Raw genomic sequence first — 23,874 nt, forward strand, 5'->3', positions numbered from 1 at the left:
ACTTAAACAGTGCCCATGAAGTCGCGCTTGCCGATCTCGATGCCATTGTGGCGCAGCAGATCGTAGGCGGTGGTCACGTGGAAGAAAAACTGCGGCAGGCTATAGCTCAGCAGGTAAGTCTGGCCAGTGAAGCGCTTTTCCTTGGGGGTACCGGGACGCAGGATGATGTCGATCCCTTCGTTGCCGTCGATCTGCTCAGGTTTGATGCTACCGATGAAGGCCAGCGTTTTCGCCAGCAACTCTTGCAGCTCCGCAAAGCTGGTTTCAGTGTCGTCATACTTGGGCATTTCAATCTGAGCCAGGCGCGCTGATGCGCCTTTGGCGAAGTCCACAGCGATCTGAACCTGACGCGTGAAGTTGAGCATGTCCGGGTACAGACGGGCCTGCAGCAAAGCTTCAGGCTGGATATTTTTCTGTGCGGCGTGGGCTTCAGCTTTGGTCAGGATCTGGCTCAACGCAGTGAGCATTTGCTGGAAAACCGGAACGGAAGCAGCGTACAGGGAAATAGTCATGACAACTCCTTTAAAGAAAGTGGCTGATTATAGGCATGTCAGCCCGACCGTGCTGTGCCTGTTTACGGCTAACGTGCGCTGCCTGAAGTTGCTGCTGGAAATATTCCCACGCAGCCCATAGGCTGTCTGCCCGCCATTGCCTATGGAAAGCGCCATGTCCACAGAACAGTCCTCAAGCAATCCGTCCGAGCAACCGGATGCGCTGAACCTGAACAGCACCGAGGTGCGTATTTTGGGCTGTCTGATCGAAAAGCAGGCCACCAGTCCGGAAACCTACCCGCTGACCCTGAATGCACTGGTTACCGCCTGCAATCAGAAAACCAGTCGCGACCCGGTGATGAGCCTCAATCCCGGGCCGGTTGGCCAAAGCCTGCGTGCCCTGGAGGGCCGTGGTCTGGTTCGGCTGGTGATGGGGAGTCGCGCTGATCGCTGGGAGCAACGTGTCGACAAAACCCTGGAGTTGGTGCCAGCGCAAGTGATTCTGACCGGCCTCTTGCTGCTGCGCGGCCCGCAGACGGTCAATGAACTGCTGACCCGCAGCAACCGGATGCATGACTTCGAAGACACCGAGCAAGTCACCCATCAACTGGAGCGGTTAATTGCCAGAAACCTGGCGATCCTCCTGCCACGCCAGTCCGGCCAGCGTGAGGATCGCTACATGCACACGTTGGGCAATGCGGATGACCTGCAGGAAATCCTCACGGCGCGGCAAAACCAGCCTAACCATTCATCCTCTGCGAACACTGCCTCGGCCGAGCGACTGGACGAGCTCGAAGCCCGCATTGCGGCACTGGAAGAGCGTCTGGCCAAGCTCGAATAATACTGCGGATAACGCTCAATCCGGGCAGGATTCAACCTCTATCCCGCTCGGGCAAATGCCGCAGCTTGCTGAAACTGCTCATCGCTCGGACGCATGCCGGTATACAACACAAATTGCTCCAGCGCCTGAATGGCTGCCACTTCATCGCCACTGATAACACGCTTGCCCCTCGCCCGTGCGGCCTCGATAAGTGGCGTATTGGCGGGGTTGGCGACGACATCAAAGACGGTGTCGGCCGCGTCGATAGCGTCGTGACTGAAAGCCAGCTCATCTGATTGAGCACCGACCATCCCCAGCGGGGTGACATTGACCAGTAAAGACGGCCGAAAATCCCCCAGCTCCGCCTGCCAACGCAGTCCACAGGACTCAGCCAGCGCCCGACCTGCTTTCTCATTGCGGGCAATAATTACCCCCTCGGTGAAGCCGGCATCACGCATGGCGAAAGCCACCGCCTTGGCCATCCCGCCACTGCCGCGCAGGGCAAATTCGGTACGCGGCACAGCGTGGCTGTCCATAAGCTGCGCAACCGCAATGTAGTCCGTGTTGTAAGCCTTGAGATGGCCAGCGGTATTGACGATGGTGTTGATCGACGTGATGGCGGCAGCTGAATCATCCATTTCGTCAACCAACGAAATGCTCGCTTCCTTGAAGGGCATGGAAACGGCACAGCCGCGAATGCCTAGTGAGCGCATTCCCGCAATGGCAGCGGGCAGGTCCGAAGGGCAAAAAGCCTTGTAATAGAAGTTGAGACCCAATTGCTGGTAGAGATGGTTATGGAAGCGAACACCGAAGTTACCTGGCCTCGCAGCGAGCGACATGCACAGCACGGTTTCCTTGTCAGGAATAATGGGCATATTTTCTCCTGAACGGTATTAGTCATTGCCTCATTGGAAAGCGTAATATCAGCACCGCAATACGGCCTGATCAAACTCGCCGGATACCTTACACAAAATTTACTTAACGGCTTCGCAGTTTTTTCGCAAAGCGCTGTCTTAAGAGTTATCCCGTGGCAGTGCTTGAGAGTAATGCAGGCCCGCGACAACGGGTTGAAAGTCGAGGAATAGTCATGATTCGTCAAATCCCCAAGGTTGCCTTGTTGTTAGCTGCCCTGGCCATGGCCGGCCAGGCGAACGCCCATGGCGGCGGCGGTGGCTGGGCGGGCCCTGCAGTTGTAGGTGCAATTGTGGGTGGCGTCATTGGTTCGGCGGTCTCTTCCGGCCGTGACAGAACAGTCTATGTTGAGCAACAGCCAGTCTATGTTCAGCAACCCGTTTACGTTCAGGCGCCACCGCAGCCTGTCTATTACCAACCGGCTTACCAGGTAGTAGCACCGCCGCCCGTGCGCGTGTATGGCCCACCACCTGGATATTATGGCCCTCCGCCGGGTTATTACGGACCGCCGCGCGGCTATTACGATCGTGGTCGCTGGTAACCATTGAAAAAGCCCCGCCCTTACCGGCGGGGCTTTTTTTGCTGGATGGCAGATAACCGCTATCTTCAGGCTCAAGATCAGCGAAAAAAAGACGATAGCCTGCTAACAGTCCCGTCTGGCCGCTGGCCGGATGAAAACCTTCCAACGCCATTGCCCCCGTCAGCCATAACAATAAGGAAATCAGGATGCCGACTCAGAACCCACATCGAATGGTCGGACTCTGTACGTCGAACAAGGTCTATAGCGCTCTGACAGAACTCAAGAGCCTTGAAGGCCATCGCACTGCCAAGTTCGTGGCGCTTCTGGCTCAGAATCTGGTGGAAAAAGGCGTGTTGTCCGACGAGGAAGTCATCAACATGCTGGATCAGGTCGTCGACTGACACTCCCCAGCCGCCCCCTTCGGCTTGCCTGTTCATCAATGTCTACTATCGAGAGCGTTGATTTCTGCCGCGTCCCATGACGCCGTAGAGTAGCGCCATAGATTGTTGGAGGCACTTATGAACACACTCAAAATCATGTCAGTGGTAGGCAGCGCAGTCCCGCAAGCCCTTAGAGCCCAAGGCCTTCTGGCCTGCTGGTATCTGGTGCACGACGGCGAGCCCGTCAGCGGCCCCTTCGCCTCGCTGAATGCCGCACAAGCGCGTTCCGATATGTTTGAAAGTGGTCAGTTGAATGGCTGACCACTGCCGATAGGCTGACAGCTCACCCGGTTTCAGTTTCTGAATGAATCGTGCGTTGCTCCGCACATCCTCTTGCCCGCATCGCTCCCCTGATGCGGGCTTTTTTTTGGCCACGAATCCGTAACACAACAATCAGAGACGCTCAGCCATCGCTGCGTTGGCCTGACACCTATGGGTCAGCTTCTGCAGACGCTTCTCCATACTCATGAACACAACCCGATCCGAACGCCCACTTTCCAGCTCATCGATAAGGTCGTTGGCGACCTGACGCAGTTCGTAGGCAATCACTACGCGATCGTCATTCAGGTCATCCTTGTGGGATTCAAACAGGCGGTGCAGATAGTCTTGCAAGACATACTTCAAGCGATGCCGATCAGTTGCGCGCAGATGGTTCAGGCTCAGGCTGATTTTGCCCAACAGTTCACCGAGCTCACCGCACAGGTACTGCATACGCCTGGCATAACCGATCTGCCCGTCGCGCATTGCCTTGTGCTGCACGGCTGCCTCTTGGCTACGCTGGATACCCGGCACTGCAACGGCGACCATCATGCCGATGATCAAGCCCGCGGCCTGAACCCAACCCACCCAGTCTGCCGGCCTTGAAAAGAACCCTGCCCCGATCAAAAGAACGGCTATTACACCGGCAACTATCACTAAAACAACGTAATCCTTGCTGATAAACCCCTTGGGCATTGCGCGACTCCTTCGGTCTGTGTCGGCTGCTATCGATGGCATGGGATGCTAATCGGTGCTGGCGCCGGACACCACGACTATTGTCATCGACGGACGATATTTCAGCCGGTCGATGCAAAGTTAAATATTACGCTTATTAGTGAAACGTCCTACAACACCCATCGACAGTAGTCAGGCCTGCTCATAAAATACCGCGCAGTTTCTTTAACCCTGTGTGATACCACACTCCACTTTTAGTGAGCGTTGCTCTTGAAAATTCGTCTTCCACTTTTGGGCCTTTTATTTGCACTTGCAGGCCCGGCACTATCCACCAGTGCCTATGCGAATGACCCTGCCCCACTTAATCGTGACCCGTCACTTCTTCATCTGGCGTCAGGCAGTGCCATGGTCGTCGACCTGCAAACCGATAAAGTCCTGTATTCAAGCAATCCGGATGTCATCGTACCGATCGCCTCGGTTACCAAACTCATGACCGCGATGGTCGTGCTGGACGCCAAACAGTCCATGGATGAGGTCATTCCGGTCAATATTTCTCAGACGCCGGAAATGAAAGGCGTGTTCTCCCGGGTAAAACTGGGCAGCGAACTACCCCGTCGGGAAATGCTGCTTATTACCTTGATGTCATCCGAGAATCGCGCGGCGGCCAGCCTGGCCCACAGTTATCCAGGCGGCTACGCAGCGTTCATTCTGGCGATGAATGCCAAAGCCAAGGCACTGGGAATGAAGCACACGGTGTATGTCGAGCCTACAGGCCTTTCGATCTATAACGTTTCTACAGCCCGCGATCTGACCAAACTTCTATTGGCATCACGTAAATATCCAGCGCTTAGCGAGTTGAGTACAACGCCGGAAAAAACCGTGACGTTCCGCAAGCCGACTTACAGCCTCGGCTTCAGCAATACCGACCACCTGGTTCGAAAATCCAACTGGGACATTAAATTGACCAAGACGGGTTTTACTAATCAGGCCGGGCACTGCCTGGTGCTGCTGACCAGCATGGCCAACCGTCCTGTCTCGATGGTGATTCTCGATGCATTCGGCAAATACACGCACTTTGCGGACGCTAGCCGGATCCGCCAATGGATGGAAACCGGCAAAAGTAACCCGCCTCCAGCTGTAGCCTTGCAGTACAAGAAAGAGAAGAATCTGGTGATGAAGCAACAAGGGCTGCAAGCCACCGAGTGATTCGCCAGTTAATCGCTTAAACAGAAAGGCCGCCAGCTCATCAAGAAGCTGGCGGCCTTTTGCTTTATTGCGTCGGTGTGGCCAAACGCTTAAAGGTTGAACTGAGTCACCAGCTTGGTATTCAGATAGGCCTCAATCGCTTCGGTCCCCCCTTCGGAGCCGTAACCGGAATCCTTGATGCCACCAAATGGCACCTCCGGCAAACCAATGCCCTGATGATTGATGGACAGCATGCCCGCCTCAATGTAGGTGCTCAATGCATGAGCCGTTTTCATCGACGTGGTAAAGGCATAAGAAGCCAGGCCAAACGGGACTCGATTGGATTCCGCGATGGCCTCTTCCACCGTATCGAACGGCACCAACAGAGCGACCGGCCCGAACGGTTCCTCGTTCATGATGCGCATTTCGCGAGTCAGGCCACTGAGTACGGTCGGCTCGAAGAAGTAGCCCGGGCCATCAATCGCCCGACCGCCAGCATTCAGCGTAGCGCCAGCAGCCTTGGCATCCTCTACCAATGCCACCAAGGCAGGTATGCGGCGCTCATTGGCGACCGGCCCCATGGTTACGGTGGACTCCAGACCGTTACCCACCTTGATTTCCCGAGTCAGACCGACAAACTTCTCGAGGAATGCATCGAACACCCCGCGCTGTACCAGAATGCGAGTCGGTGAAACGCACACCTGACCGGCATTGCGGAACTTTGCCGTAGCCAACACGCGCGCAGCAAGATCAACATCAGCATCATCAAAAACCAGCGCCGGAGCATGACCACCAAGCTCCATTGTGGCGCGTTTCATGTGCTGCCCGGCCAGAGCAGCCAGCTGCTTGCCGACCGGCGTCGAGCCGGTGAATGTCACCTTACGGATGACCGGATGCGGGATGAGATACGAGGAGATTTCCGCCGGGTCACCGTACACCAGACCAATAACGCCTGCTGGAACACCCGCGTCTGCAAACGCACGAATCAGTTCGGCAGGCGATGCGGGTGTTTCTTCAGGAGCCTTGACGATGATTGAACAGCCCGCAGCCAACGCCGAGGAGAGTTTGCGCACGATTTGATTGATCGGGAAGTTCCACGGCGTAAACGCAGCGACGGGCCCAACCGGCTCCTTGACGACCTTCTGCTCAACACTTGCTCCACGGGATGGAACAATGCGGCCATAACTACGACGGCCCTCTTCCGCCAGCCATTCGACGACATCAGCGCCGGACAGCACCTCGGCACGGGCCTCAGCCAAAGGCTTGCCCTGCTCCTGAGTCATAATCCGGGCAATCACATCCGCGCGTTCGCGCAGAAGTTGCGCGGCTTTCTGCATCGTCTTGTAGCGATCGTAAGCCGAGATCTTGCGCCACACCGCAAAACCACGCTCGGCAGCGGCCAGCGCTTCATCGAGGTCAGAAATACTGGCGTGCGCGACGGTGCCCAGTTGCTCGCCTGTGGCAGGTTCGATGACTGGCAGGGTGCGACCTTGTTGGCCTGCACGCCATTGACCGTCGATGAATAGCTGTACATCAGGGTACATAGCGATTTCTCCAGTTGCGTTCGCATAAACAGAAATAAGTTTTTCAAAAGCGCTACGGGTTCAATGGGGGCGTGCCTCTATATATCAAGGCATTTCACCAAATGGACGTCAGGAAGCGCTACCCGTCAGGCCTTGGTGCGCTGTTGCCACGCAGCTGCCAATCCGCTCAGACAGATCACCGCAATGCCTAATTGAGCCATCAGGGACGGCGCATGGCCGAACACCAGATAGCCCAGTAAACCGGCGAATACAATCTGGCAATAACTGAACGGCGCCAGCATCGCGGGGGCGGCGAAGCGAAAGGCCTGGGTCAACAGTAAATGAGCAACCATACCGCACGCGCCGAGTGCCAGCATGAACGGCAGATGCTTGAGCTCCGGCACCGTCCAGAAAAACGGCAGCAATGCGGTCATGACCAGGCTATTGAACAGCCCGGCAAAAAAATTGCTGGTGGTCGGACTGTCATGAGCACTAACCATTCGGGTGAGCAACTGATAGGACGCAAACAGCGTCGCAGAAGCCAACGGCAGTAAAACAGCCGGAGTAAACAACTCGCCTCCGGGATGTACGATGATCAGCACACCCACAAACCCCACCAGTACTGCGGCCCACTGTTTACGCGTGACATGCTCGTGCAGTAACGGCACCGACATGGCGGTTATCAACAAAGGCGCGAGGAAGTTAACCGCGGTTGCCTCGGCCAGCGGGATATACATCAGCCCGGTCGTGAATAACAGGCTGGTACCCAACAGACAAAGCGCTCGTATTATCTGCAGCTTCAAACGTTTGGTACGCAAAACCCGCAGCCCAGCCGACGGCATGAAAATCCCGGCCATGAGCAAGGTATGCACCAGGTAACGCACCCAGACGACCATAAAGACCGGGTAAAAACCGGACAGGTACTTGGAGATCGTGTCATGACTGGCAAACAGAAACGTTGCCAGCACAATAAGCGCAATGCCCTTGAGTGGCTGATTGACGCCAGATAGCGGCGTGCTGACGATGGTCATCTAGTTTCCTTGGCAAGGCAGAAAACAGGCGCATATTCAAAGATCGAATGACAGCGCATCCGATGTCCCTGAAAAGCGGATAGACCAAAGAATATAGAAGCTGTTCCGGTTATCCAAACAAAGCCACGGCTGATGACGAAAATAACTGACTGACCAGTCTGGTCAGGACTCAGGTCCAGAATCGCAGCAAAGCCCCTGTCGTGCCGGTAAGGGGATCGGCCTCGGGCAAAGGCACCTCGACAATGCGCTGCTTTGAAACCGGCAGCGCAGCAGGGTCTGCGCGTTGGATGTCGTAATTGCTCTGGTTGTAGGGATAAGCTCCCACCACCAGGAAGTCATCACTTTGTTCGAGGCAGCAGTGACCGGTTCCGGCTGGCAATACCAGCACATCGCCAGGTGCAACGGTGACTTCCTGCCCCCCTGCGCCCCCGAGCATCACCCGGGCGGCCCCCCTCGCCACTCCAAGTGCCTCATGGGCAGTTGCGTGATAATGGTGGTAGTCGAAAATCCCGTCGCGCCATTTTGCCAGCCAGTGGTTACTGGTAAAGAGCCGCTCAAACGCCTTGGCAGTATCAGCGTTCTCAAACGACACTCCCCGATAGATCAGCACCGGTAATCTGCTATTGGGAATGTAGCGGTTCTCGTCAAAAAACAACTGCTCAGGTACGCGTGAAACCATGATGACGGCTCCTGCCTGAGGACCATTGATTATCCATGTCGACGCTCACACGATGATGGAAGTTGCATGCTGCGGTCAGGCGGGCTATTCGGCCATTACCTCAAGAGAGACCAAAGGCACAGTAAAGCTGAATTCGCTGCCTTGCCCCAACTCACTACTGACCCATAGCTCGCCGCCATGGGCTTTAACGATCCCCATTGAGATGTAAAGTCCCAGGCCAGTACCGCTTGGATTGCCCTCACGGACCCGCCAGTATCGTTCAAATACATGAGGCAACTGGTCAGGGGCTATACCGGCTCCTGTGTCGACAACGCTGAATCTGGCGTAATCACCCTCTCTTACGGCACTGACAGCGACATTCCCCTCTCTTGGAGTGAACTTGATGGCATTACCAATCAGGTTCGACAGCACCTGAAACAAGCGCTCAGGGTCGGCCATAACACGCAGACTGTGTTCGGGACCAAAACTCAGCTCAATGAATTTATTTAGTGCCAACGGTGCAAGCAGCGAATAAGCCTCTTCGAAAGTCTGACTTACATCGCAAGGCTGCGTCGTGATGGAATAGCGCCCGGCCTCGATTTTCGAGGTATCCAGAAGATCCTCCAGCAGATTGGTCATTCGCGTAGTCGCACGCTGCATCGTATCGATGGCTGAGTTGACCCGCTTGGAGGACGGAGTGCTGTCGGCCCCGATCAAACGCTGCATCATTCCGCACTGCATCACGATGACGGTCATCGGGTTGCGCAGGTCATGGGATACCACCGCGACCAATTCATCCCGCGCACGTACCGCTTCCTGCTCACGTAGCACCTGACGAGACAGATCGGCTTCCAGGGCAGAACGTCTGAGGTCAGCGACCGCGAACAGGTCACCACTGTCCCAGCGATGCGCTTTGCCATCGACCTGCTCCTTCCATATCTCGAACGACTTGCGAGGCTCAAGTCGGTTACCGGTATCGGTTTCAGACATTTCCATCGGCTTACTCGGGTCGCCGCTCCAATGAACGCTGTCCTTGACCTCCGGACGAAACCACAGCACGGCATTGTCCACCGGCTTGGGCAACGTGAACGCCAGAACACCGCTGCCGACATCCTGATATTCGTGAGCCTCTGGGAAATCAGCACTCAGATTCGATGATTCATAAATACCTGAAGGTTGCTGCTGAACCCAGGTATAGAGAGAACGGATATGCTCTACCGCCGGACAAGCACCCCACACGTGCAATCGATCCTCTACCAGCACAGCGACGCCCGACGCTCCGGTCAACGTCATCAGCGATTCCGGATCCTGCGCCAGCGCCTCCAATACATCCTTGTCGGTGGACGAGTGCATGGCACGGCCAAGCTCAGCGAGCACCACCTCTTTCTTCTGGCGCTGACGGGTCATCTCGGCTTCTTCAAGAGCGCTGATCTGCATCGACAGCACCTGACCAATCGTCTGGCAGGCGGCCCTCAACTCGTGTGGCACCAGCAATGGCTGGCGATTACCACAACTGATCAGCCCCCAGAGACGATCATCCTTGAGCAACGAAATGCTCATGGAGGACAAAACCCCCATATTTTTCATGTACTGGCAATGAATCGGCGAAACACTGCGTAGCAGCGAATGCGTCATGTCCAGGGGCATCAACGTATCAGGCCTTAACAATGGCACCAGAGGCACAGGCATATAGCGCGCATCGGGGATTATTCGCAACCAGTTGAGCCGGTACAGCTCACGGGCCTGGCTCGGGATGTCGGACGCCGGGAAAAACAAACCGTTATAGATATCCATGCCAGGGCTGGAGGCTTCAGCAATAACCTGGCCATGCCCTTCGGCTTCGAAGCGATAAACGAGCACCCGGTCATAACCGGTCAAAGCCTGAATTTCGCGGACACTTATTTCGTAAAGTTCCGCGAGAGATTTTGCGCCTTGTAGACGGCGCAGCGTACGGCCCAATCCACGGTCCAGGTGGCGCAGACTGGCTGAAGTAAGCTCGCCCGGATTTTCGATCTCCAGCACCAGCAATCCATCATAACGATGCAAGGTACAGTCCATCTGATCCTGCCCATAGGACAACGACAGCGGATTGACCTCGTCCAGTGAAACGGCCGTTGCCGCGGCGCGCACTTGCTGCGCCTGCTGCTCGCCCAGCACGAGTTCAAGGTTTTGCCCGGCCAGCTCTGATGCGGCGCGGTCAAAGAGTTCGTCGGCATTTGCACTGAGTTGCTGCACGACCCAGGTTGCCTCGTTGATAGCCAGCAGCACGCCATGAGGCTGTATAGCGCCCGGAATCTGAATAGGCTCTTGATCACAATTGGCCAGCAATTGATCAAAAACATCACCGTCGTCAACAATCATCGCAAAACCTCCGTACGCTTGAACCAACGTTCAACATAACTAGCGACGCGTCATCCTTGCGCGACGAATTGTTAACCAGCGCCGGTAATTTATTCCGGCGAAAACTTATGATTGGATCCAACTTTGCGGCGCCCGCGGCTGTCCGTTCCAACGAAAAGTACAAATCGCGACAGGCCGGCGTCAAACCACAGTAAAGATTATTGCGATGCCAGACCGGAGCAAGCGAACACCAACACTTCAGGGGAAGGTACTGACCAGCGCGGAGCCCGCCTGGCGCAAGGCGGCTCAGCAAAACGTGCGCATTCGAGCGTATCGACTGCTGCGCAGGGAAATATTCGTTGAGCAACTATCAGTGTCCGTAACCATGGCACACGAACGAGTTCGGCGCACCGCTATATTCTACTTAATATCACTTAAGCAGCTTCGTCTTTAAAGACGCCCGACACATTACAGTATGAACTTGATTGCGCGAAGTCTCCGGATGCGGATCTTTTGGAATAACGATTTAACCCAACTCATTGATGCACGTTAACAGGGATGCCGGACGACTATGCCGTTGCACGGTTAGCCTGACATCCCTTCCCGCTGTCAGCCCGTTAGAAAATGTAGTCAGTGGTCAGGAAGCTGGACTCACGATTACGAATAATGTCGCTGACCAGCTTTTTGTTACCTTCCTGAAATTTGGTCGCAACCAACGTACGGATTGAAAAAACCCGAAGCGCGTCATGAACCGACAAAGTGCCTTCGGCCGAGTTTTTGCGACCGTTGAAGGGAAACTGATCCGGTCCCCGCTGACACTGCGCATTGATGTTGATACGCCCGACCTGGTTGGCAAAGGCGTCCACCAGCCGTCCAACCTGAGCAGAGTCATTACCAAAAATGCTCAGCTGCTGACCGAAGTCCGAGTCCAGTACGTAGTCGATCACCGACTCCAGATCACGGTAAGCCACAACGGGCACTACCGGACCAAACTGCTCTTCGTGGTAAACCCGCATGGCCGAGGTCACTGGATACAACACGGCCGGATAGAAGAATGTTTCATTGACCTCCCCGCCGCCCTCATTCACCACACGGGCGCCTTTACTCACAGCGTCTTCGACCAGCCCCTTGAGGTAGTCGGTCTTGCCTGGCTCAGGTAATGGCGTCAACGACACCCCCACCTCCCATGGCATACCGGCTTTCAACTGGGCAAGTTTGTGCTGAAACTTTTCCAGAAAACTGTCGACCACACTTTCATGCACAAACAGAATCTTGAGCGCGGTGCAACGTTGACCGTTGAAAGACAACGACCCGGTTATCGACTCACTGACCGCGTTGTCCAGATCCACATCCGGCAACACGATGCCCGGATTCTTGGCATCCAGGCCCAGTGCGGCGCGCAGACGGTGCGGCTTGGGGTGAAGTTTCTTCAGGTCGCTGGCCGCTTTGTTAGTGCCGATAAAGGCGAACACATCGACCTTGCCGCTGGCCATCAAGGCACTGACCGTTTCCCGGCCGCTGCCGTAGATAACGTTGATGACGCCCGCCGGGAAGCTATCCCGAAAGGCTTCCAGCAAGGGCCGGATCAACAACACGCCAAACTTGGCGGGTTTGAAGACCACGGTATTACCCATGATCAGAGCTGGAATAAGCGTGGTGAAGGTTTCGTTCAGCGGGTAATTGTAAGGCCCCATACACAGCGTCACGCCTAACGGAACCCGGCGAATCTGCCCCAGGGTGTCCTGCTCCAGCTCGAAACGACTCGAACGCCGATCCAGCTCCTTGAGTGCATTGATGGTGTCGACAATGTAATCGCAGGTGCGATCAAATTCTTTCTCTGAATCCTTGAGATTCTTACCAATTTCCCACATCAGCAGTTTGACCACCGCCTCACGCTGCTCGCGCATGCGCTTGAGAAACGCCTCGACATGCTGAATACGCTCAACCACGCGCATCGTCGGCCAGGCGCCCTGCCCTCTGTCGTAAGCCTGAACCGCCGCCTCCAGAGCCGTCATCGCGGTGGCCGCATCCAGCAAAGGCGTACTGCCAAGAATGACCGAGCGGATACCGTCGGCACCACTGAGGCACACCGGACTGCGCACCGGTGCCAAAGGCCCTTGCCACAGCTGCAACGTGCCATTGACCAGGTACTCGCGCTGCTCGATGGCCTCAACAGGACGATACTGCTCAGGGATCTGTTCCAGCGCAGGAAATAACGATTCAAGACGATTGCTGACGGTCACTTCTTTCACCTCTCTAGGGGGCAGTCACAAAGGGCATGTCATGACACTACGCCAAAGTCCGCTCGTTTTGGAGACGCACCTCGCCAAGCTGCTGAATAGTAAAAATATTTTCGGCACACGCTTGACTAATCCAATTGAAACAGTAACATAGCGCTCATTCCGCGATAGCTCAGTTGGTAGAGCAAGTGACTGTTAATCACTGGGTCCCTGGTTCGAGTCCAGGTCGTGGAGCCACCTTCAAGAAGCTGTAGGTTCAAGGGTTTGAACAGGTAGTGTAGGATTTTTTACCGCGATCACTGATTTTGTCACTGAAACGCTGAAAATCTCCAGAAACACCCAAACCCTCTACTGCTTACCTCTAGATACACTTCAGTTCGTGAGTCAAAGCGCTGTCTCTAATCATTCGACTAGAGGCAAGCATAATGACAATCGCATCGGTCCTTTCGACCAAAGGCGGCCCTGGCAAGACCACGGTAACCGCAAATCTAGGCGCTTTCTGCGCCGACGCTGGCATCCGCACCCTCCTCATAGATCTCGATACGCAACCTTCGCTGTCCTCGTTTTATCGCCTTGAGCATGAAGCGCCCGGCGGCACTTACCAGCTCATATCCCAAAACGACACCCGCGCCGATCAGGTCATTTCACGGACCTGCATCCCCAATCTGTCACTGATCCTCTCCAACGATCCCCATAACCAGCTCAGCAACATGCTGCTTTACGCGGCAGATGGGCGCCTTAACGTTACAGCACGGCATTTATTTCCGCTTTTGGATCAATCCAAATTCTCGGTCCATTGTACCCGTGAAGGCCAGGCAATGCTTTTTGCAAGCGCCTCTCCAGATGAAAAGAAAATCACCGTTTACGCACACATGCAGGCAATTTTCGATGCCGATGGAAGGATCGTGACATCGCTGGCGGAGCTCACAAGGCCGGGCTACGCAACCCTTTCGGACGATAATGTGAGTCGAGGTTGCTTCTGTCTGCCAGGCCTATTCATGGATTGCAATGGAATGAAGGTTCCGATCCACGGGATAGAGTATGAAGTGCCTTTTCAGGTTCATACATCTAGGTCATTAGCTTCTACTACAAGTCCATACCGGCTTGTGATAATGGACGAGAACGATGAGCCCAAACAGGTTTTGACTGATGACGACCTGAAAAGCTATCGCTTTAATGAGCAGAGGAACAAGCTCCCCTAGCCAGATTGACCGAGAATTGGCTGAGATCAGGGACCGTGGCGGCTCTTGGAAAACGTAGAGTAATTGGGGACTTCGTCCTAAAGACTCAAACGGCAGAACCAGCGATGCGCCAGATTCAAATGAGCCTCTTCGCACAACCGACGTTCGGAACGAATGGCGTAGCAGTATCCAACGACCAATAGGCGAATCATCAACTCGGGATCAATCGATGGACGCCCGATTGGGCTATAAAAATCGGCGAGATAATGGCGCAGATCGCTTAAATCGACGCATCGATCAATGCTACGCAGGAGGTGTGATTGGCTGGGATGTGATCTCTAATGTTGAACGAGTAAAACTGTCTCTCTTGTCCGCTCGACAATTGTCCCATCATGCTGCGAATCCTCCCGCTGGCCGACGACCTGATTTTGCCGCAGGCCAAGCAGGATATCTACTTCTTCAACAAAATCGGCCAAAAGCTGCCGGTGAAAACTGGCTCATGACTGATGAAAAACACAGCTCAATTGACGATGCTGTTCGCCCTGTCAAACCTGTGGATGGCTCGAAAAAAACTGATAGGTATACACGCTCTGATGACGCCTATAGCGCTACTCCTCATGACTCAAGGTTGCGATACCGCAGTTGAGCTCAAATCCCTTGCCGGTCGGCCAAACTTCTTTAGTCAGGAAAATCTTGTAGCCCTGAAACTGCTCCTCGAATGGCTTACCCAAGCTGGCTTTTTTTCCAAATCCAACAGGAACGCTACCCGCCAGCTCTCCGATCATTTTTGTACATAGAGCAGCAAGCGCCCTAGTATCTGCAACAGCTCGGCTTGGCACGTTCACATTCAGCATAAGCTTGACGCGCGTAACCTCGTCAGCAGTCCCTCGGCCGTACAACGCTACGTTGTTGGGTAGCTCTTGCGACCCCAGATATTTGTACGGAGTGCCGCAAGAATAGACACCGTCATGCAACTCACTGTAGCCGCTGGGATTGGGTTTGAAGCCGGGAGTTCGTTCCAACACGCTGCAGGCAGTGGATGGAGAGAAGGCTTCGCCATCCGCTGCATAGGAGTTGCCTGTCGCCAAAAAAATCAGCCCGGTCAAAGCCAGAGCTGACCATCCTTTCTTGCTCAGTGATAAATCCATTACCGCGACTCTCATCCGTTGAACAGCTCTGCGTTGCGAGCGGCCAATATGCCTGGGTCGGAGTTCACCGGTCAACAAATGCAGAGCCAGTACATGATCGCATTACTTAGTATGCGTCTGGACAAGTGATCTTAACCTCGTCAGTCAAGCTGATCAGCTTGACTGACTTTGTATTGCGCACCAGCTCAATGCTATGTCAGAGAAATGAAGTCATCGCACGGCCTGTCACTGTGAGCGACAGATCGGTTGCCGTCAGCAGCTATACATGTCATCTACCCAACTTCGAAAAGTTTCCTGGATGCAAAAACTCATCAGGCGCCTACCGGCCTAGTGATGCCTGGAGATTGAGTAGGCCATCTCGCCAAGCCTCGTATTCATCGCTCTCTGCCCAAAGCTCCGCGAGCTCCGAGTTGTCAGCCAGCACACGGTCAATGGCCGTCTGTGCTTTGGTGAGCAGATCTGCGCTTGGTTTGGTCGACTGGCTCTTCACCCACACAGAGATGGCCTCGTCTGGCTCACCGGGAGTTTCCTGGCCATTCACCAACGCGAGCGCTGCAGCAGCTGCGATGCCACGGCCTGCTTCCGGAGCTTCAAGGTACTCCTCCGCTGCAATCACATGTTCCAAGGCTGACTCGATAAGTTCCAGATCTCGAGACTCACTCAGCTCAATGGCGAAGTCAGCTGCCTCATCATTCCCAAATGCATGAATTGACCATGTACCCATTGATAACCCGTCCTTTGGCTTTGGCGCCACCGCAGCGCGTAGTTCTGCGCTGCTAGAAATGGCACGCAGCGACCTTATCACAGCAGACTCGCGCATAGACCATACTGAGTTTTTGCCAATGCCAAGATGCTTTCAATGAGACAAGCACAGCTCATGACCCAACTGATATCGCGGTTGGACACGAATCAGATGGCGCTTCAAGCAGGCTTAGAGAGAAAGTCTCGGTTTGAATATCCCAGTCACGCACGGATATCTCCGCCTCGGAGGAGGCTGTGTATTTGTGCTTAAGGCGCCCAAAATCCAAGCGGCTTACATTCATTTCTAAGCCGCTCACAGCCAATAGTGGGTTGTTCAACAATGCAATTGCATTCATCTGTGCTTCTCCTGTGATTGAAAATTGCAGACCCTTAGGGTCCGCCTTCGCTTCAACTCACGATCAAAGGATTGGCGGCTAACCAGTGCGCAGGGTACGTAACCCACAGTTGTCACGTAGTAAAGCAAGCGCCATTCGCTGCCAAGTTTGAAGCGCAGCAAGTCTCCCCGGCAGCGCATACGCTTCCCGCCCAGTATGGTGAACCTGATGCGTACTACGCCCCCTGACCCTTCGCTTATCTAAATCAGCAATAACGCGGTCATGCCCACACATGACCGCGACACCTACCTCCCGGGGAGCAATCCCTTTGGGGTGCTGTCCGCAAAAAGTCGGAGAGCACCTCATGAAACTGGCCCTGATTGATAAAACCATCAGCGAAATCGAAGCCTCCATCACCACCGCCGAAGACGAACTGATTCAGGAAGTCCTGCTGATCCTCGATCGTCGGCTGTTCTCAACTGAAGCCGCACTTGAATCACCAGGTGCAGTAGCGTCTTACCTGAAACTCAAACTCGCTGCAGAAGAGCACGAAGCTTTTGGCGTGGTTTTTCTGAATGCCAAGCATCAGCCACTGGCTTTTGAAGTTCTGTTTCGGGGCAGCATTGACTGCGCCGCGATCTATCCTCGGCAAGTAGTAAAGCGAGCCTTGGCGCACAATGCCGCTGCGGTGATTATCAGCCACAACCATCCTTCGGGATGCACCGAGCCCAGCTCAGCGGACATCACCCTGACTACGCGCATGAAAGACGCGCTTAGCCTGGTTGACGTTCGGTTGGTTGATCACTTCATCGTAGGTAGCGGGCAACCTCTGTCGTTTGCGGAGAGAGGGTTGATTTGACGGTAAGCGCCCTCGGGCGCTTTTTGACAGTGATGATTAGTTGCGCATGAAGGACGTGCACAGAACAGCTCTTTTCAGCCAACTGTCCAGCTCACTCATCTGGATACTCCACATACGCGATAACCTTGCCAAACGGCGCGCTCGTCATACCGACAGGAACTGTCATTCCGGCGTATCCAGGCACGGGTGTATTCATGGTAAAAACTAGCTCGCCTAGGCTCTGATTATCCGCAGCAACAATCAAAAAATACCTGCAATCTGCTGGCGCAACACCGGACCACTCAATCGTCAATGGATTACGTCCCGGGAGGTGATCAGCAACGACGCTACCCTGCGCGTCGACCACCGCTACTCGAGGCTTCAACACCGTCTTTGAGAAACCGAAACACATGTTGTTGCACATCGAATGGACGTTGATGACGTAGGCCTGCCCCTTGCGAAGCTGAAAGTCGAAAACCCGATAATTAGCGGGCGTTTGCCCAATTTCGATTCGCGGGTCCGTTGCGCCGATCTCCCAGCGCATGGGAAACAGGCCACGATTAACTGGCAGAGAAATCGAGGAGGCCTGCTGAACAGCCTCTCCAAATGAGTGTGCGACAGGTGTGATGGATAAACTAAGCTGTTGTTGGTAGCTAGTCACGGAGTTACTTGCACAACCAAATAGGAGCGAGAGCAGAATGACGAATAATAGGTACCTTAACATCAGCAATCCTTAAATTTTTTATACCATTCGAAAAACCAGCCCCCCATCAAACCAACATTAAAGTCTACAGTTACCTACTCCATGAGTAGCGCCTAGGCATCAATGATGAAATCTGAGGTTTTATATGAAATTTACCCACTTCCTGACGTGAGATCACCCTTCAAAATCGGCAATATCATTTACCACAGCCTGAACATCAAACCCATAATCACCAAGAACTCTCGACCGCAATTCCTCCAAGTAATTTTTAGCGCCTAGAGCAGCACTATCAACAGAAATTTGATAATCCACAGACGCTTCTAACCAGCAAGACTGCACTTGATAAAAATTTGAATTAACGTCGTATGACATTGCAAATATTGGTTCCTCTTCCTCATCCATGGACACATAATAAAAATCCTCTATCTTGCCGTGCTCAATAGCCCGTAACCACCGAGTAAAAAAAACTGCCAACTCGACTAGCAAGCAGCTCTCCACAACCAAAATATCAGAGCCATCTTGAGAAAATGAAACTTCCCCTTCTGTCCCTACAAAGATACTTCGCCCATCTTGCCGAGTAGGAAATGACAAAATCTTGAAATTTACTTTCATTTACTCATCTCTCATTTACCGGAAAGGCAATCATCACTTAGGGAGTTGGGATCAGACCACGATTAAGCACAACCTAATCACTTCAAAAAACCAATAAATAACGATAAAATAATCGTGGTGCGACCCCGCCCACCTGAAGCTTGCAAGAACTTAAAAAAGAGCAAACACTAGAAAATATACAAACAAGGCAAAAGCTGCAAGACCTCCTCTCATTACTGGATCAGCGTCCGCTCCCAGACTTCCGGGCCCGATACCTACACGCCCCCCGCGGAGGTAGTTATATACAGCTTGACCGAACCACAGTTGAATTAACAGCATAGAAAAAAAGCGGTGCCAACTTCCATCAAACCTGATAAAACTTACCAGCAGTGAGACAACCAGCAAGGCAAAACCGATAAAATGGCAGTATGTCTTTAGCACTCTCAACATTCAATCACCTTTAAATATTTCAGTAGATTTCTGAGCAATTGTATTCCATACCCCTGCTGCGCCCAAACCAATCGAGATCTTACTGGCCGTTTTTTTCTGGAACCCCACGTGCAATAGCAAACCTCTCAAAAGAATAACCCAGCGCAGCACTCCCAGTTGCAGTTGGGAGATCATCCTTCAAATAGGAAGACAACAAAGATGCAGCGGTAGACCCGTTGGATAAAAGTGTCGCTGCGGCGCCATTTGTCGGCACCGCAGCTACACCCATCATCCAACCAATATCACTGATAGCTTTGGCATCTACTGCTTTTAGCCATACTAGAGTTTTGACATCAGAAAAATCAATATTAGCGCCATTCGCTATACATTCAGCGCTTCCAAAAGGAAAGTATCGAGAAGTGTAAATAACCCCATCAATCGCGACTGGCACTCTATAGCCTCCATTTCCATCCGGTGATGCACCATTACTGCTACCAGAGCCGGCTGATATGGGTGGATAATTGCTCGAGTCATATACAGCCCATGAATATATATCAACATACTGCTTGATGAAGGCGATAACGTCCTTATCGGCACGTGCAAAATTCTGCACATATTGGCCGCTACCCCCAAGCTCGATCCAATCTCCGCCGGTGTCATAGATACCAGCCTTGTTAGCTACCATATCTTTAGCGGGATGATTCTCAGTACCGGTGATGTAGGAGAGTCTCAGTTGATCCTCAATCTGCTGCGCGGTGAATTTACCGCCACTCTTTTCCGCAAGGGCTTTGGCCAGCTCTCGCTCGGTTGAATGTAGCTGCCGGTTGTACTGATCTGCAACGAGAGCAATCCAGGACGCTTTTTCAACGTCTTTACCGGCGAGACCAGCCACAGTCAATCCAACAATTTGTGAAGCCGCCTCGCGAAATTCTGTATGAGCGCGGAGTACATCATTTAGCACTCCAGCCATCGCTTGGCTAGCCCCTGCGGCAATCGCTCCGGATGCAAAATCACCACCTGTAGCCGTTGAAATGGCTCCGCCCATAAGCGCATGCAAAGCAACTCTTCCTAGACCACCTTCCACCCAGAGTAATTGACCCGCAGAATCTTTGTTAAGCAAGGCTGTTACATACTGCTGCTGAACATAGTTGCCGATGTAATTGAAACCAATAGCGGCAGCGACGTTACCTGCTTGAGACACCAGACCACCAACGATGTTATCGCTTAGACTGCCACTTTTGATTGCGGTTTTGATAGTACCAGACGCGACACCCTCCGCACCTGCATGTAAGGCGAAGCCACCAATATCACTCAAGTCTGACAAATCGAAACCTTTAGTCAGGCCGTTGTAAGGCTGGGTTGTCCCGCCAAACTGAGGTTTTATCAACCCTGCTGTAAACCCAGCAGTAAGTCCAGAAATGGCCAGATTTTTTAAGCTATCGTCGCTTGTTAAGTCCTTAAAAACCACTCCTAAATCGCCTCGATTGTTGATCGTGCTTACCACGGCCTGAGAAGTTAAAGATGTCAAACTTGCGACGACTGCTGCATTGTGGCTGCTGTGACAGTAGTTACTGCAGCAGTCGACAAACCAGCGGCGCTCGCTGCACTTCCTGCTACTGACCCAGCGGCAGCGCCTGTAGTAACGAACGTACCGGCTCCGGCAGTTATTACAGTCACAATGATAATGATCGCCAACATCGCGCCCTGGCCCAGGCTCGAATGACTGTACTTATAGGCGTCGTGTGTCTCTTTGATCAGTTGCCAATCCACATCCCCGCGCTTCTCGGCTTCCTTCAACCATGCCGGCTGCGGATCGGCCTTAACCATCGCATCAATGGTCTGGCTGACCGTTTGTTCGTTGACGTCCTTGATGTCGATTTTAAGGCCGTCAACGGCCCTGATTGCCAGCTCACCCTCGGCGATCATTTGCGTTTGGCGCAGGGTTTCGTCGGTGTTGCCCTTGCCTGACATCGAGGTCCACGCGAGGCTGCTTTTGCTCTTCTCGTGACTCTCTTGATGCAGGTCCTTCACACCCTCAAACGTGATCGCCCCACCACTATCGATAGTCAGGTCGTTCCCGCTGTTGAGCTGGCGACCTGATAGCGCTGATCTCCACCGCTCTTTAGCGTCAGATCACCGCCTGAGGTGACCTGACTGCCGATATTAGTCAGTTGGGTAACCTCGTCGCGCTGGGTCTTTTTACTGCCCCAACTGATTCGTACGCAAAGGTGATCAGAGTCAGCAATCGCTCTGATCACGCGCTCAAATCCTGGTTATGAACCATTGACCAGAGCGCTGAATGCCTGCCCCTGAAATGCAGCACCCTACCCCCAATCAGAAGACGTATCAGGATTGGTCCGCTGTTAAATCCTGATTCTTCTGAACTCTATCGCCAAAGGGCGTTCTAGACCCTTTCGCCGATTTCTGGTTAGCATCGGCGCCGCACTCTTCGTGACCCTTGAGATTTTGACGACGCATGTCTATTCAGCAAACACCCGGGCATGTACTGCCCGCACGCTCGGCCGCCAAAATGGAAGCCGCAATGGCCGTAGGCGCTTTCGCTATCGGTACTGGCGAATTCGCGATTATGGGCCTGATGCCTGACATCGCCAGCAACTTGCAATTAAGCGAACCACAGGTCGGCCATGCCATTAGTGCCTATGCTTTGGGAGTGATGGTCGGGGCACCGCTCTTGGCCATCCTGGGTGCCAGGTTGCTGCGCAAGCACCTGCTTCTACTGCTGATGGCGCTGTACGCTCTGGGCAATCTGGCGACTGCGTTTACTCCGACATTTGGCAGTCTGATTGCCTTTCGGTTTATCAGCGGCCTGCCCCATGGCGCCTATTTCGGTATCGCAGCGGTGGTTGCTTCCAGCATGGTGCCCACCAATAAGCGTGCCGGTGCCGTGGCAAGGGTGATGATGGGCCTGACGCTGGCGATGCTGCTGGGCAACCCGATTGCGACGGTATTGGGTCAGTTTTTCGGCTGGCGATCAGCGTTCGCGCTGGTAGGAGCCATTGCAATCTGCACCATCGCGCTGGTCTGGCGCTTTGTGCCTGACCGCCATGACGAGCCGCGCAGTGATCCGCGCAAGGAACTGCGAGCTTTTACCAAACCGCAGGTCTGGATGGCCCTTGCGATTGGTGCCATTGGCTTTGCCGGGATGTTCTGTGTCTTCAGTTATCTGGCACCCACGATGCTCGAAGTCACCCGCGTAACACCGCAATGGATTCCCTTCGGTCTGGCTGCTTTCGGACTGGGCGGCATCATCGGCAACATCGCCGGAGGCAAACTGTTCGACCGCCTGCAGTTCCGTGCGGTGGGTCTGATACTCGTCTGGTCGATGGCAGTGCTGCTGTTCTTTCCGTTCGCAGCCGGGTCGCTGTGGGGCGTCACGCTAGGCATCGGCCTTGTCGGGACAATGGTGGCTCTGGCGGCTCCACTGCAGATCCGCCTGATGGACATTGCTCACGAAGCACCAAGCCTGGCTGCCGCGTCCAACCATGCAGCATTCAACCTGGCAAATGCGCTTGGTCCATGGTTTGGCGGGATGGCAATTACCGCCGGGCTGGGCTGGACAAGCACCGGGTATATCGGTGCAGCCACTGCACTGGTGGGCTTGGGTATCTACTTGATTGCACGACGCATGAAAGGCGGCGATTGAACCCGCCAGCCTTGCCCCGGGCGGCCCTCGTGACGAACGCCCCTCCACGCCCGGTGACTCTGTAAATGCCCTCACCTGCCGAGATGGACCCATCTCGGCAACCCCCTTGAGCGGATAGCGGAATGTCCGCAACGAGCCAAAAACCTATCAAGGATGCGTATCGAGCGCCTGTCTGAATGCGGCTTGATGGCTGGTACTGGTAAAGATGCTGTAGCGGGTACTGCGCGATACTTTCTTCGTCCGAAAACGCTCGAAGACGGGCTGAAAAACGGCCCGGTCAAGTCCCGGCTGTTCATCAAGCAAATAGCGCCCCTTACAATGAAAAATTCAGCACCTTGCCAAAGTATCTGGCGGACAACTCGTGGCCTGCCCCCAGGATATCGAAAGGCTGACACATGGCACCGGTAGAGATGATTTCCCCGGCCTTCAACGTGATTCCGTACTCCGCAGCATGTTGATAAAGCGCGGTCAGAGAGTTCAGAGGATTTGTCGCCGTGTCATCAAACAGCCCCTTGGCTCTGGGTTCGCCATCCAGATACACGACAACGGTTTCGGCCAACTCACGCAGTGCGTTTTCATCCAGTCCTGCGCAGACTGATTCGCCGATCACCAGCGCCTCAAAACCTACGTTGTCCGCGACAAAGCTCGGCCAGCCGACTGCCTTGCGGTCAGTAAACCGTGAGCGCACCACTTCGAAAGTGACGCAGGTTGAGCGAATGTCCTGAGGCTCGATTTTCCTGCCTGCCAGCGGTGGTAAATCACGGGCCAGGATAAATGCGATTTCGCATTCGATGGTGACCTGAGTGGGCGCAGGCATTTGCAGATGCACCCCACTGCGATGACAGCGGTCTTGCTCCAACTGCCCCACCAGTGGGCGCGACAGGTTACCGGTGCGCATCGCCGCCGGGCTGCCGACACCAAGTTTCCAGCCTGCCCGCGACCCTCCGGCGGCCTTGAACAGCTGGTTCTGCGCGGCATAGCCCTGTTCAAGCGTCGCGGGCCTTAGCGCCGCGGGCAACTCAGGTAGCAATTCACCGCTGCGCCAGGCTTTCAGCAGGACCGAGGCGGTAGCCGATGGGTCGAAAGAAGTACTTTGCATAGTCAGTCCAGTAGTTGATCGTGGATATCCTTGTCGCTATCACGATGGCCCG

Annotated in this window: 24 protein-coding genes, 1 tRNA gene and 2 pseudogenes; 10 read left to right on the forward strand and 17 right to left on the reverse strand. The window is 54.2% G+C overall.

Annotated elements, in window-relative coordinates:
- Positions 1-2 precede the first annotated feature (2 nt).
- Complete coding sequence (locus EE949_RS07025) at positions 3-512, reverse strand: DUF1993 domain-containing protein (protein WP_122663615.1); 510 nt, start codon at positions 510-512, stop codon at positions 3-5.
- Between EE949_RS07025 and EE949_RS29950 the strand changes: the two genes are divergently transcribed.
- Together EE949_RS29950 and EE949_RS07030 are read left to right on the forward strand one after the other, a co-directional pair.
- On the forward strand, positions 511-633 hold the full coding sequence (locus EE949_RS29950; RefSeq protein WP_275898951.1) for a hypothetical protein: 123 nt from the start codon (positions 511-513) through the stop codon (positions 631-633). The genes EE949_RS07025 and EE949_RS29950 overlap by 2 nt on opposite strands.
- Before the next feature lie 33 nt (positions 634-666).
- Positions 667-1,332 (forward strand): YceH family protein, encoded by a 666-nt coding sequence (locus EE949_RS07030; protein ID WP_122663616.1) that lies wholly within the window; start codon positions 667-669, stop codon positions 1,330-1,332.
- 38 nt (positions 1,333-1,370) lie between these two features.
- Here the strand turns inward: EE949_RS07030 and EE949_RS07035 are convergent, their stop codons facing one another.
- The gene (locus EE949_RS07035) at positions 1,371-2,186 is read right to left on the reverse strand and encodes a shikimate 5-dehydrogenase (RefSeq protein ID WP_122663617.1); all 816 of its coding nucleotides are present in this window, start codon (positions 2,184-2,186) and stop codon (positions 1,371-1,373) included.
- Between the two features lie 212 nt (positions 2,187-2,398).
- Between EE949_RS07035 and EE949_RS07040 the strand changes: the two genes are divergently transcribed.
- From EE949_RS07040 to EE949_RS07050, 3 genes are all read left to right on the forward strand, one after another.
- Complete coding sequence (locus EE949_RS07040; protein WP_122663618.1) at positions 2,399-2,764, forward strand: hypothetical protein; 366 nt, start codon at positions 2,399-2,401, stop codon at positions 2,762-2,764.
- A 185-nt stretch (positions 2,765-2,949) separates the two neighbouring features.
- Entirely contained in the window at positions 2,950-3,144 is a 195-nt protein-coding gene (locus tag EE949_RS07045) for a hypothetical protein (RefSeq protein WP_122663619.1), read from the forward strand.
- Between the two features lie 117 nt (positions 3,145-3,261).
- Complete coding sequence (locus tag EE949_RS07050) at positions 3,262-3,444, forward strand: hypothetical protein (protein WP_122663620.1); 183 nt, start codon at positions 3,262-3,264, stop codon at positions 3,442-3,444.
- Between the two features lie 132 nt (positions 3,445-3,576).
- Here the strand turns inward: EE949_RS07050 and EE949_RS07055 are convergent, their stop codons facing one another.
- Positions 3,577-4,137, reverse strand: coding sequence for a hypothetical protein (locus EE949_RS07055; protein ID WP_122663621.1), 561 nt, complete (start codon positions 4,135-4,137; stop codon positions 3,577-3,579).
- Positions 4,138-4,380: 243 nt separating this feature from the next.
- Between EE949_RS07055 and pbpG the strand changes: the two genes are divergently transcribed.
- Complete coding sequence (pbpG, locus tag EE949_RS07060; RefSeq protein WP_122663622.1) at positions 4,381-5,322, forward strand: D-alanyl-D-alanine endopeptidase; 942 nt, start codon at positions 4,381-4,383, stop codon at positions 5,320-5,322.
- Between the two features lie 89 nt (positions 5,323-5,411).
- Here the strand turns inward: pbpG and EE949_RS07065 are convergent, their stop codons facing one another.
- The 5 genes from EE949_RS07065 to EE949_RS07085 all read right to left on the reverse strand — a co-directional run bounded on the left by EE949_RS07065 (position 5,412) and on the right by EE949_RS07085 (position 13,096).
- Positions 5,412-6,845, reverse strand: a complete 1,434-nt coding sequence (locus EE949_RS07065) for an NAD-dependent succinate-semialdehyde dehydrogenase (protein WP_122663623.1) — start codon at positions 6,843-6,845, stop codon at positions 5,412-5,414.
- Between the two features lie 125 nt (positions 6,846-6,970).
- The gene (locus tag EE949_RS07070; protein ID WP_122663624.1) at positions 6,971-7,855 is read right to left on the reverse strand and encodes a DMT family transporter; all 885 of its coding nucleotides are present in this window, start codon (positions 7,853-7,855) and stop codon (positions 6,971-6,973) included.
- Between the two features lie 169 nt (positions 7,856-8,024).
- Positions 8,025-8,534 (reverse strand): cupin domain-containing protein, encoded by a 510-nt coding sequence (locus tag EE949_RS07075; RefSeq protein ID WP_122663625.1) that lies wholly within the window; start codon positions 8,532-8,534, stop codon positions 8,025-8,027.
- An 84-nt stretch (positions 8,535-8,618) separates the two neighbouring features.
- On the reverse strand, positions 8,619-10,874 hold the full coding sequence (locus EE949_RS07080; protein WP_122663626.1) for an ATP-binding protein: 2,256 nt from the start codon (positions 10,872-10,874) through the stop codon (positions 8,619-8,621).
- 596 nt (positions 10,875-11,470) lie between these two features.
- On the reverse strand, positions 11,471-13,096 hold the full coding sequence (locus EE949_RS07085) for an NADP-dependent glyceraldehyde-3-phosphate dehydrogenase (RefSeq protein ID WP_122663744.1): 1,626 nt from the start codon (positions 13,094-13,096) through the stop codon (positions 11,471-11,473).
- 158 nt (positions 13,097-13,254) lie between these two features.
- On the opposite strand from EE949_RS07085, the gene EE949_RS07090 reads away from it, so the two are divergent.
- Positions 13,255-13,330, forward strand: a tRNA-Asn gene (locus EE949_RS07090).
- 188 nt (positions 13,331-13,518) lie between these two features.
- The gene (locus EE949_RS30185) at positions 13,519-14,295 is read left to right on the forward strand and encodes a ParA family protein (RefSeq protein WP_430735883.1); all 777 of its coding nucleotides are present in this window, start codon (positions 13,519-13,521) and stop codon (positions 14,293-14,295) included.
- Positions 14,296-14,375: 80 nt separating this feature from the next.
- On the opposite strand, the pseudogene EE949_RS07100 reads toward EE949_RS30185, so the two are convergent.
- The 5 genes and pseudogenes from EE949_RS07100 to EE949_RS30190 form a co-directional block, all read right to left on the reverse strand.
- Positions 14,376-14,668 (reverse strand): annotated as a pseudogene (locus tag EE949_RS07100) (transposase); the annotation flags it as partial.
- A 214-nt stretch (positions 14,669-14,882) separates the two neighbouring features.
- Positions 14,883-15,422 carry a hypothetical protein gene (locus EE949_RS07105; RefSeq protein ID WP_240350335.1) on the reverse strand — a complete coding sequence of 180 codons (540 nt, stop codon included), beginning with the start codon at positions 15,420-15,422 and terminating at the stop codon, positions 14,883-14,885.
- A gap of 319 nt (positions 15,423-15,741) precedes the next feature.
- Positions 15,742-16,146, reverse strand: a complete 405-nt coding sequence (locus EE949_RS07110) for a DUF4259 domain-containing protein (protein WP_162873796.1) — start codon at positions 16,144-16,146, stop codon at positions 15,742-15,744.
- 151 nt (positions 16,147-16,297) lie between these two features.
- Positions 16,298-16,519, reverse strand: a complete 222-nt coding sequence (locus tag EE949_RS07115) for a hypothetical protein (protein WP_122663629.1) — start codon at positions 16,517-16,519, stop codon at positions 16,298-16,300.
- Positions 16,516-16,758 carry a hypothetical protein gene (locus EE949_RS30190; protein ID WP_431194217.1) on the reverse strand — a complete coding sequence of 81 codons (243 nt, stop codon included), beginning with the start codon at positions 16,756-16,758 and terminating at the stop codon, positions 16,516-16,518. Before EE949_RS30190 ends, EE949_RS07115 begins: the two co-directional genes overlap by 4 nt.
- A gap of 104 nt (positions 16,759-16,862) precedes the next feature.
- Between EE949_RS30190 and radC the strand changes: the two genes are divergently transcribed.
- Complete coding sequence (radC, locus tag EE949_RS07120; protein ID WP_122663630.1) at positions 16,863-17,357, forward strand: RadC family protein; 495 nt, start codon at positions 16,863-16,865, stop codon at positions 17,355-17,357.
- A gap of 91 nt (positions 17,358-17,448) precedes the next feature.
- Here radC and EE949_RS07125 read toward each other — a convergent pair whose 3' ends face one another.
- The 3 genes and pseudogenes from EE949_RS07125 to EE949_RS30025 form a co-directional block, all read right to left on the reverse strand.
- Positions 17,449-17,997, reverse strand: a complete 549-nt coding sequence (locus tag EE949_RS07125; protein ID WP_240350333.1) for a hypothetical protein — start codon at positions 17,995-17,997, stop codon at positions 17,449-17,451.
- A gap of 216 nt (positions 17,998-18,213) precedes the next feature.
- On the reverse strand, positions 18,214-18,651 hold the full coding sequence (locus tag EE949_RS07130; RefSeq protein WP_122663632.1) for a hypothetical protein: 438 nt from the start codon (positions 18,649-18,651) through the stop codon (positions 18,214-18,216).
- 508 nt (positions 18,652-19,159) lie between these two features.
- Positions 19,160-21,272: pseudogene (locus EE949_RS30025) on the reverse strand (DUF637 domain-containing protein); the annotation flags it as partial.
- Between the two features lie 263 nt (positions 21,273-21,535).
- Between EE949_RS30025 and EE949_RS07145 the strand changes: the two are divergent.
- Positions 21,536-22,723 (forward strand): MFS transporter, encoded by a 1,188-nt coding sequence (locus EE949_RS07145; RefSeq protein WP_122663634.1) that lies wholly within the window; start codon positions 21,536-21,538, stop codon positions 22,721-22,723.
- Between the two features lie 313 nt (positions 22,724-23,036).
- On the opposite strand, the gene EE949_RS07150 is transcribed toward EE949_RS07145, so the two are convergent.
- The gene (locus tag EE949_RS07150) at positions 23,037-23,822 is read right to left on the reverse strand and encodes a 2-keto-4-pentenoate hydratase (RefSeq protein WP_122663635.1); all 786 of its coding nucleotides are present in this window, start codon (positions 23,820-23,822) and stop codon (positions 23,037-23,039) included.
- Positions 23,823-23,874 lie beyond the last annotated feature (52 nt).

It is taken from the genome of Pseudomonas viridiflava, assembly GCF_900602065.1.
GTDB lineage: Bacteria > Pseudomonadota > Gammaproteobacteria > Pseudomonadales > Pseudomonadaceae > Aquipseudomonas.

Bases quoted from the DNA above. Each gene is read 5' to 3' on its own strand.
- EE949_RS29950 (WP_275898951.1), top strand. From the start codon at position 511: ATGACAACTCCTTTAAAGAAAGTGGCTGATTATAGGCATGTCAGCCCG.
- EE949_RS07025 (WP_122663615.1), bottom strand. From the start codon at position 512: ATGACTATTTCCCTGTACGCTGCTTCCGTTCCGGTTTTCCAGCAAATG.
- EE949_RS07030 (WP_122663616.1), top strand. From the start codon at position 667: ATGTCCACAGAACAGTCCTCAAGCAATCCGTCCGAGCAACCGGATGCG.
- EE949_RS07035 (WP_122663617.1), bottom strand. From the start codon at position 2,186: ATGCCCATTATTCCTGACAAGGAAACCGTGCTGTGCATGTCGCTCGCT.
- EE949_RS07040 (WP_122663618.1), top strand. From the start codon at position 2,399: ATGATTCGTCAAATCCCCAAGGTTGCCTTGTTGTTAGCTGCCCTGGCC.
- EE949_RS07045 (WP_122663619.1), top strand. From the start codon at position 2,950: ATGCCGACTCAGAACCCACATCGAATGGTCGGACTCTGTACGTCGAAC.
- EE949_RS07050 (WP_122663620.1), top strand. From the start codon at position 3,262: ATGAACACACTCAAAATCATGTCAGTGGTAGGCAGCGCAGTCCCGCAA.
- EE949_RS07055 (WP_122663621.1), bottom strand. From the start codon at position 4,137: ATGCCCAAGGGGTTTATCAGCAAGGATTACGTTGTTTTAGTGATAGTT.
- EE949_RS07065 (WP_122663623.1), bottom strand. From the start codon at position 6,845: ATGTACCCTGATGTACAGCTATTCATCGACGGTCAATGGCGTGCAGGC.
- EE949_RS07070 (WP_122663624.1), bottom strand. From the start codon at position 7,855: ATGACCATCGTCAGCACGCCGCTATCTGGCGTCAATCAGCCACTCAAG.
- EE949_RS07075 (WP_122663625.1), bottom strand. From the start codon at position 8,534: ATGGTTTCACGCGTACCTGAGCAGTTGTTTTTTGACGAGAACCGCTAC.
- EE949_RS07080 (WP_122663626.1), bottom strand. From the start codon at position 10,874: ATGATTGTTGACGACGGTGATGTTTTTGATCAATTGCTGGCCAATTGT.
- EE949_RS30185 (WP_430735883.1), top strand. From the start codon at position 13,519: ATGACAATCGCATCGGTCCTTTCGACCAAAGGCGGCCCTGGCAAGACC.
- EE949_RS07105 (WP_240350335.1), bottom strand. From the start codon at position 15,422: ATGGATTTATCACTGAGCAAGAAAGGATGGTCAGCTCTGGCTTTGACC.
- EE949_RS07110 (WP_162873796.1), bottom strand. From the start codon at position 16,146: ATGGGTACATGGTCAATTCATGCATTTGGGAATGATGAGGCAGCTGAC.
- EE949_RS07115 (WP_122663629.1), bottom strand. From the start codon at position 16,519: ATGAATGCAATTGCATTGTTGAACAACCCACTATTGGCTGTGAGCGGC.
- radC (WP_122663630.1), top strand. From the start codon at position 16,863: ATGAAACTGGCCCTGATTGATAAAACCATCAGCGAAATCGAAGCCTCC.
- EE949_RS07130 (WP_122663632.1), bottom strand. From the start codon at position 18,651: ATGAAAGTAAATTTCAAGATTTTGTCATTTCCTACTCGGCAAGATGGG.
- EE949_RS07145 (WP_122663634.1), top strand. From the start codon at position 21,536: ATGTCTATTCAGCAAACACCCGGGCATGTACTGCCCGCACGCTCGGCC.
- EE949_RS07150 (WP_122663635.1), bottom strand. From the start codon at position 23,822: ATGCAAAGTACTTCTTTCGACCCATCGGCTACCGCCTCGGTCCTGCTG.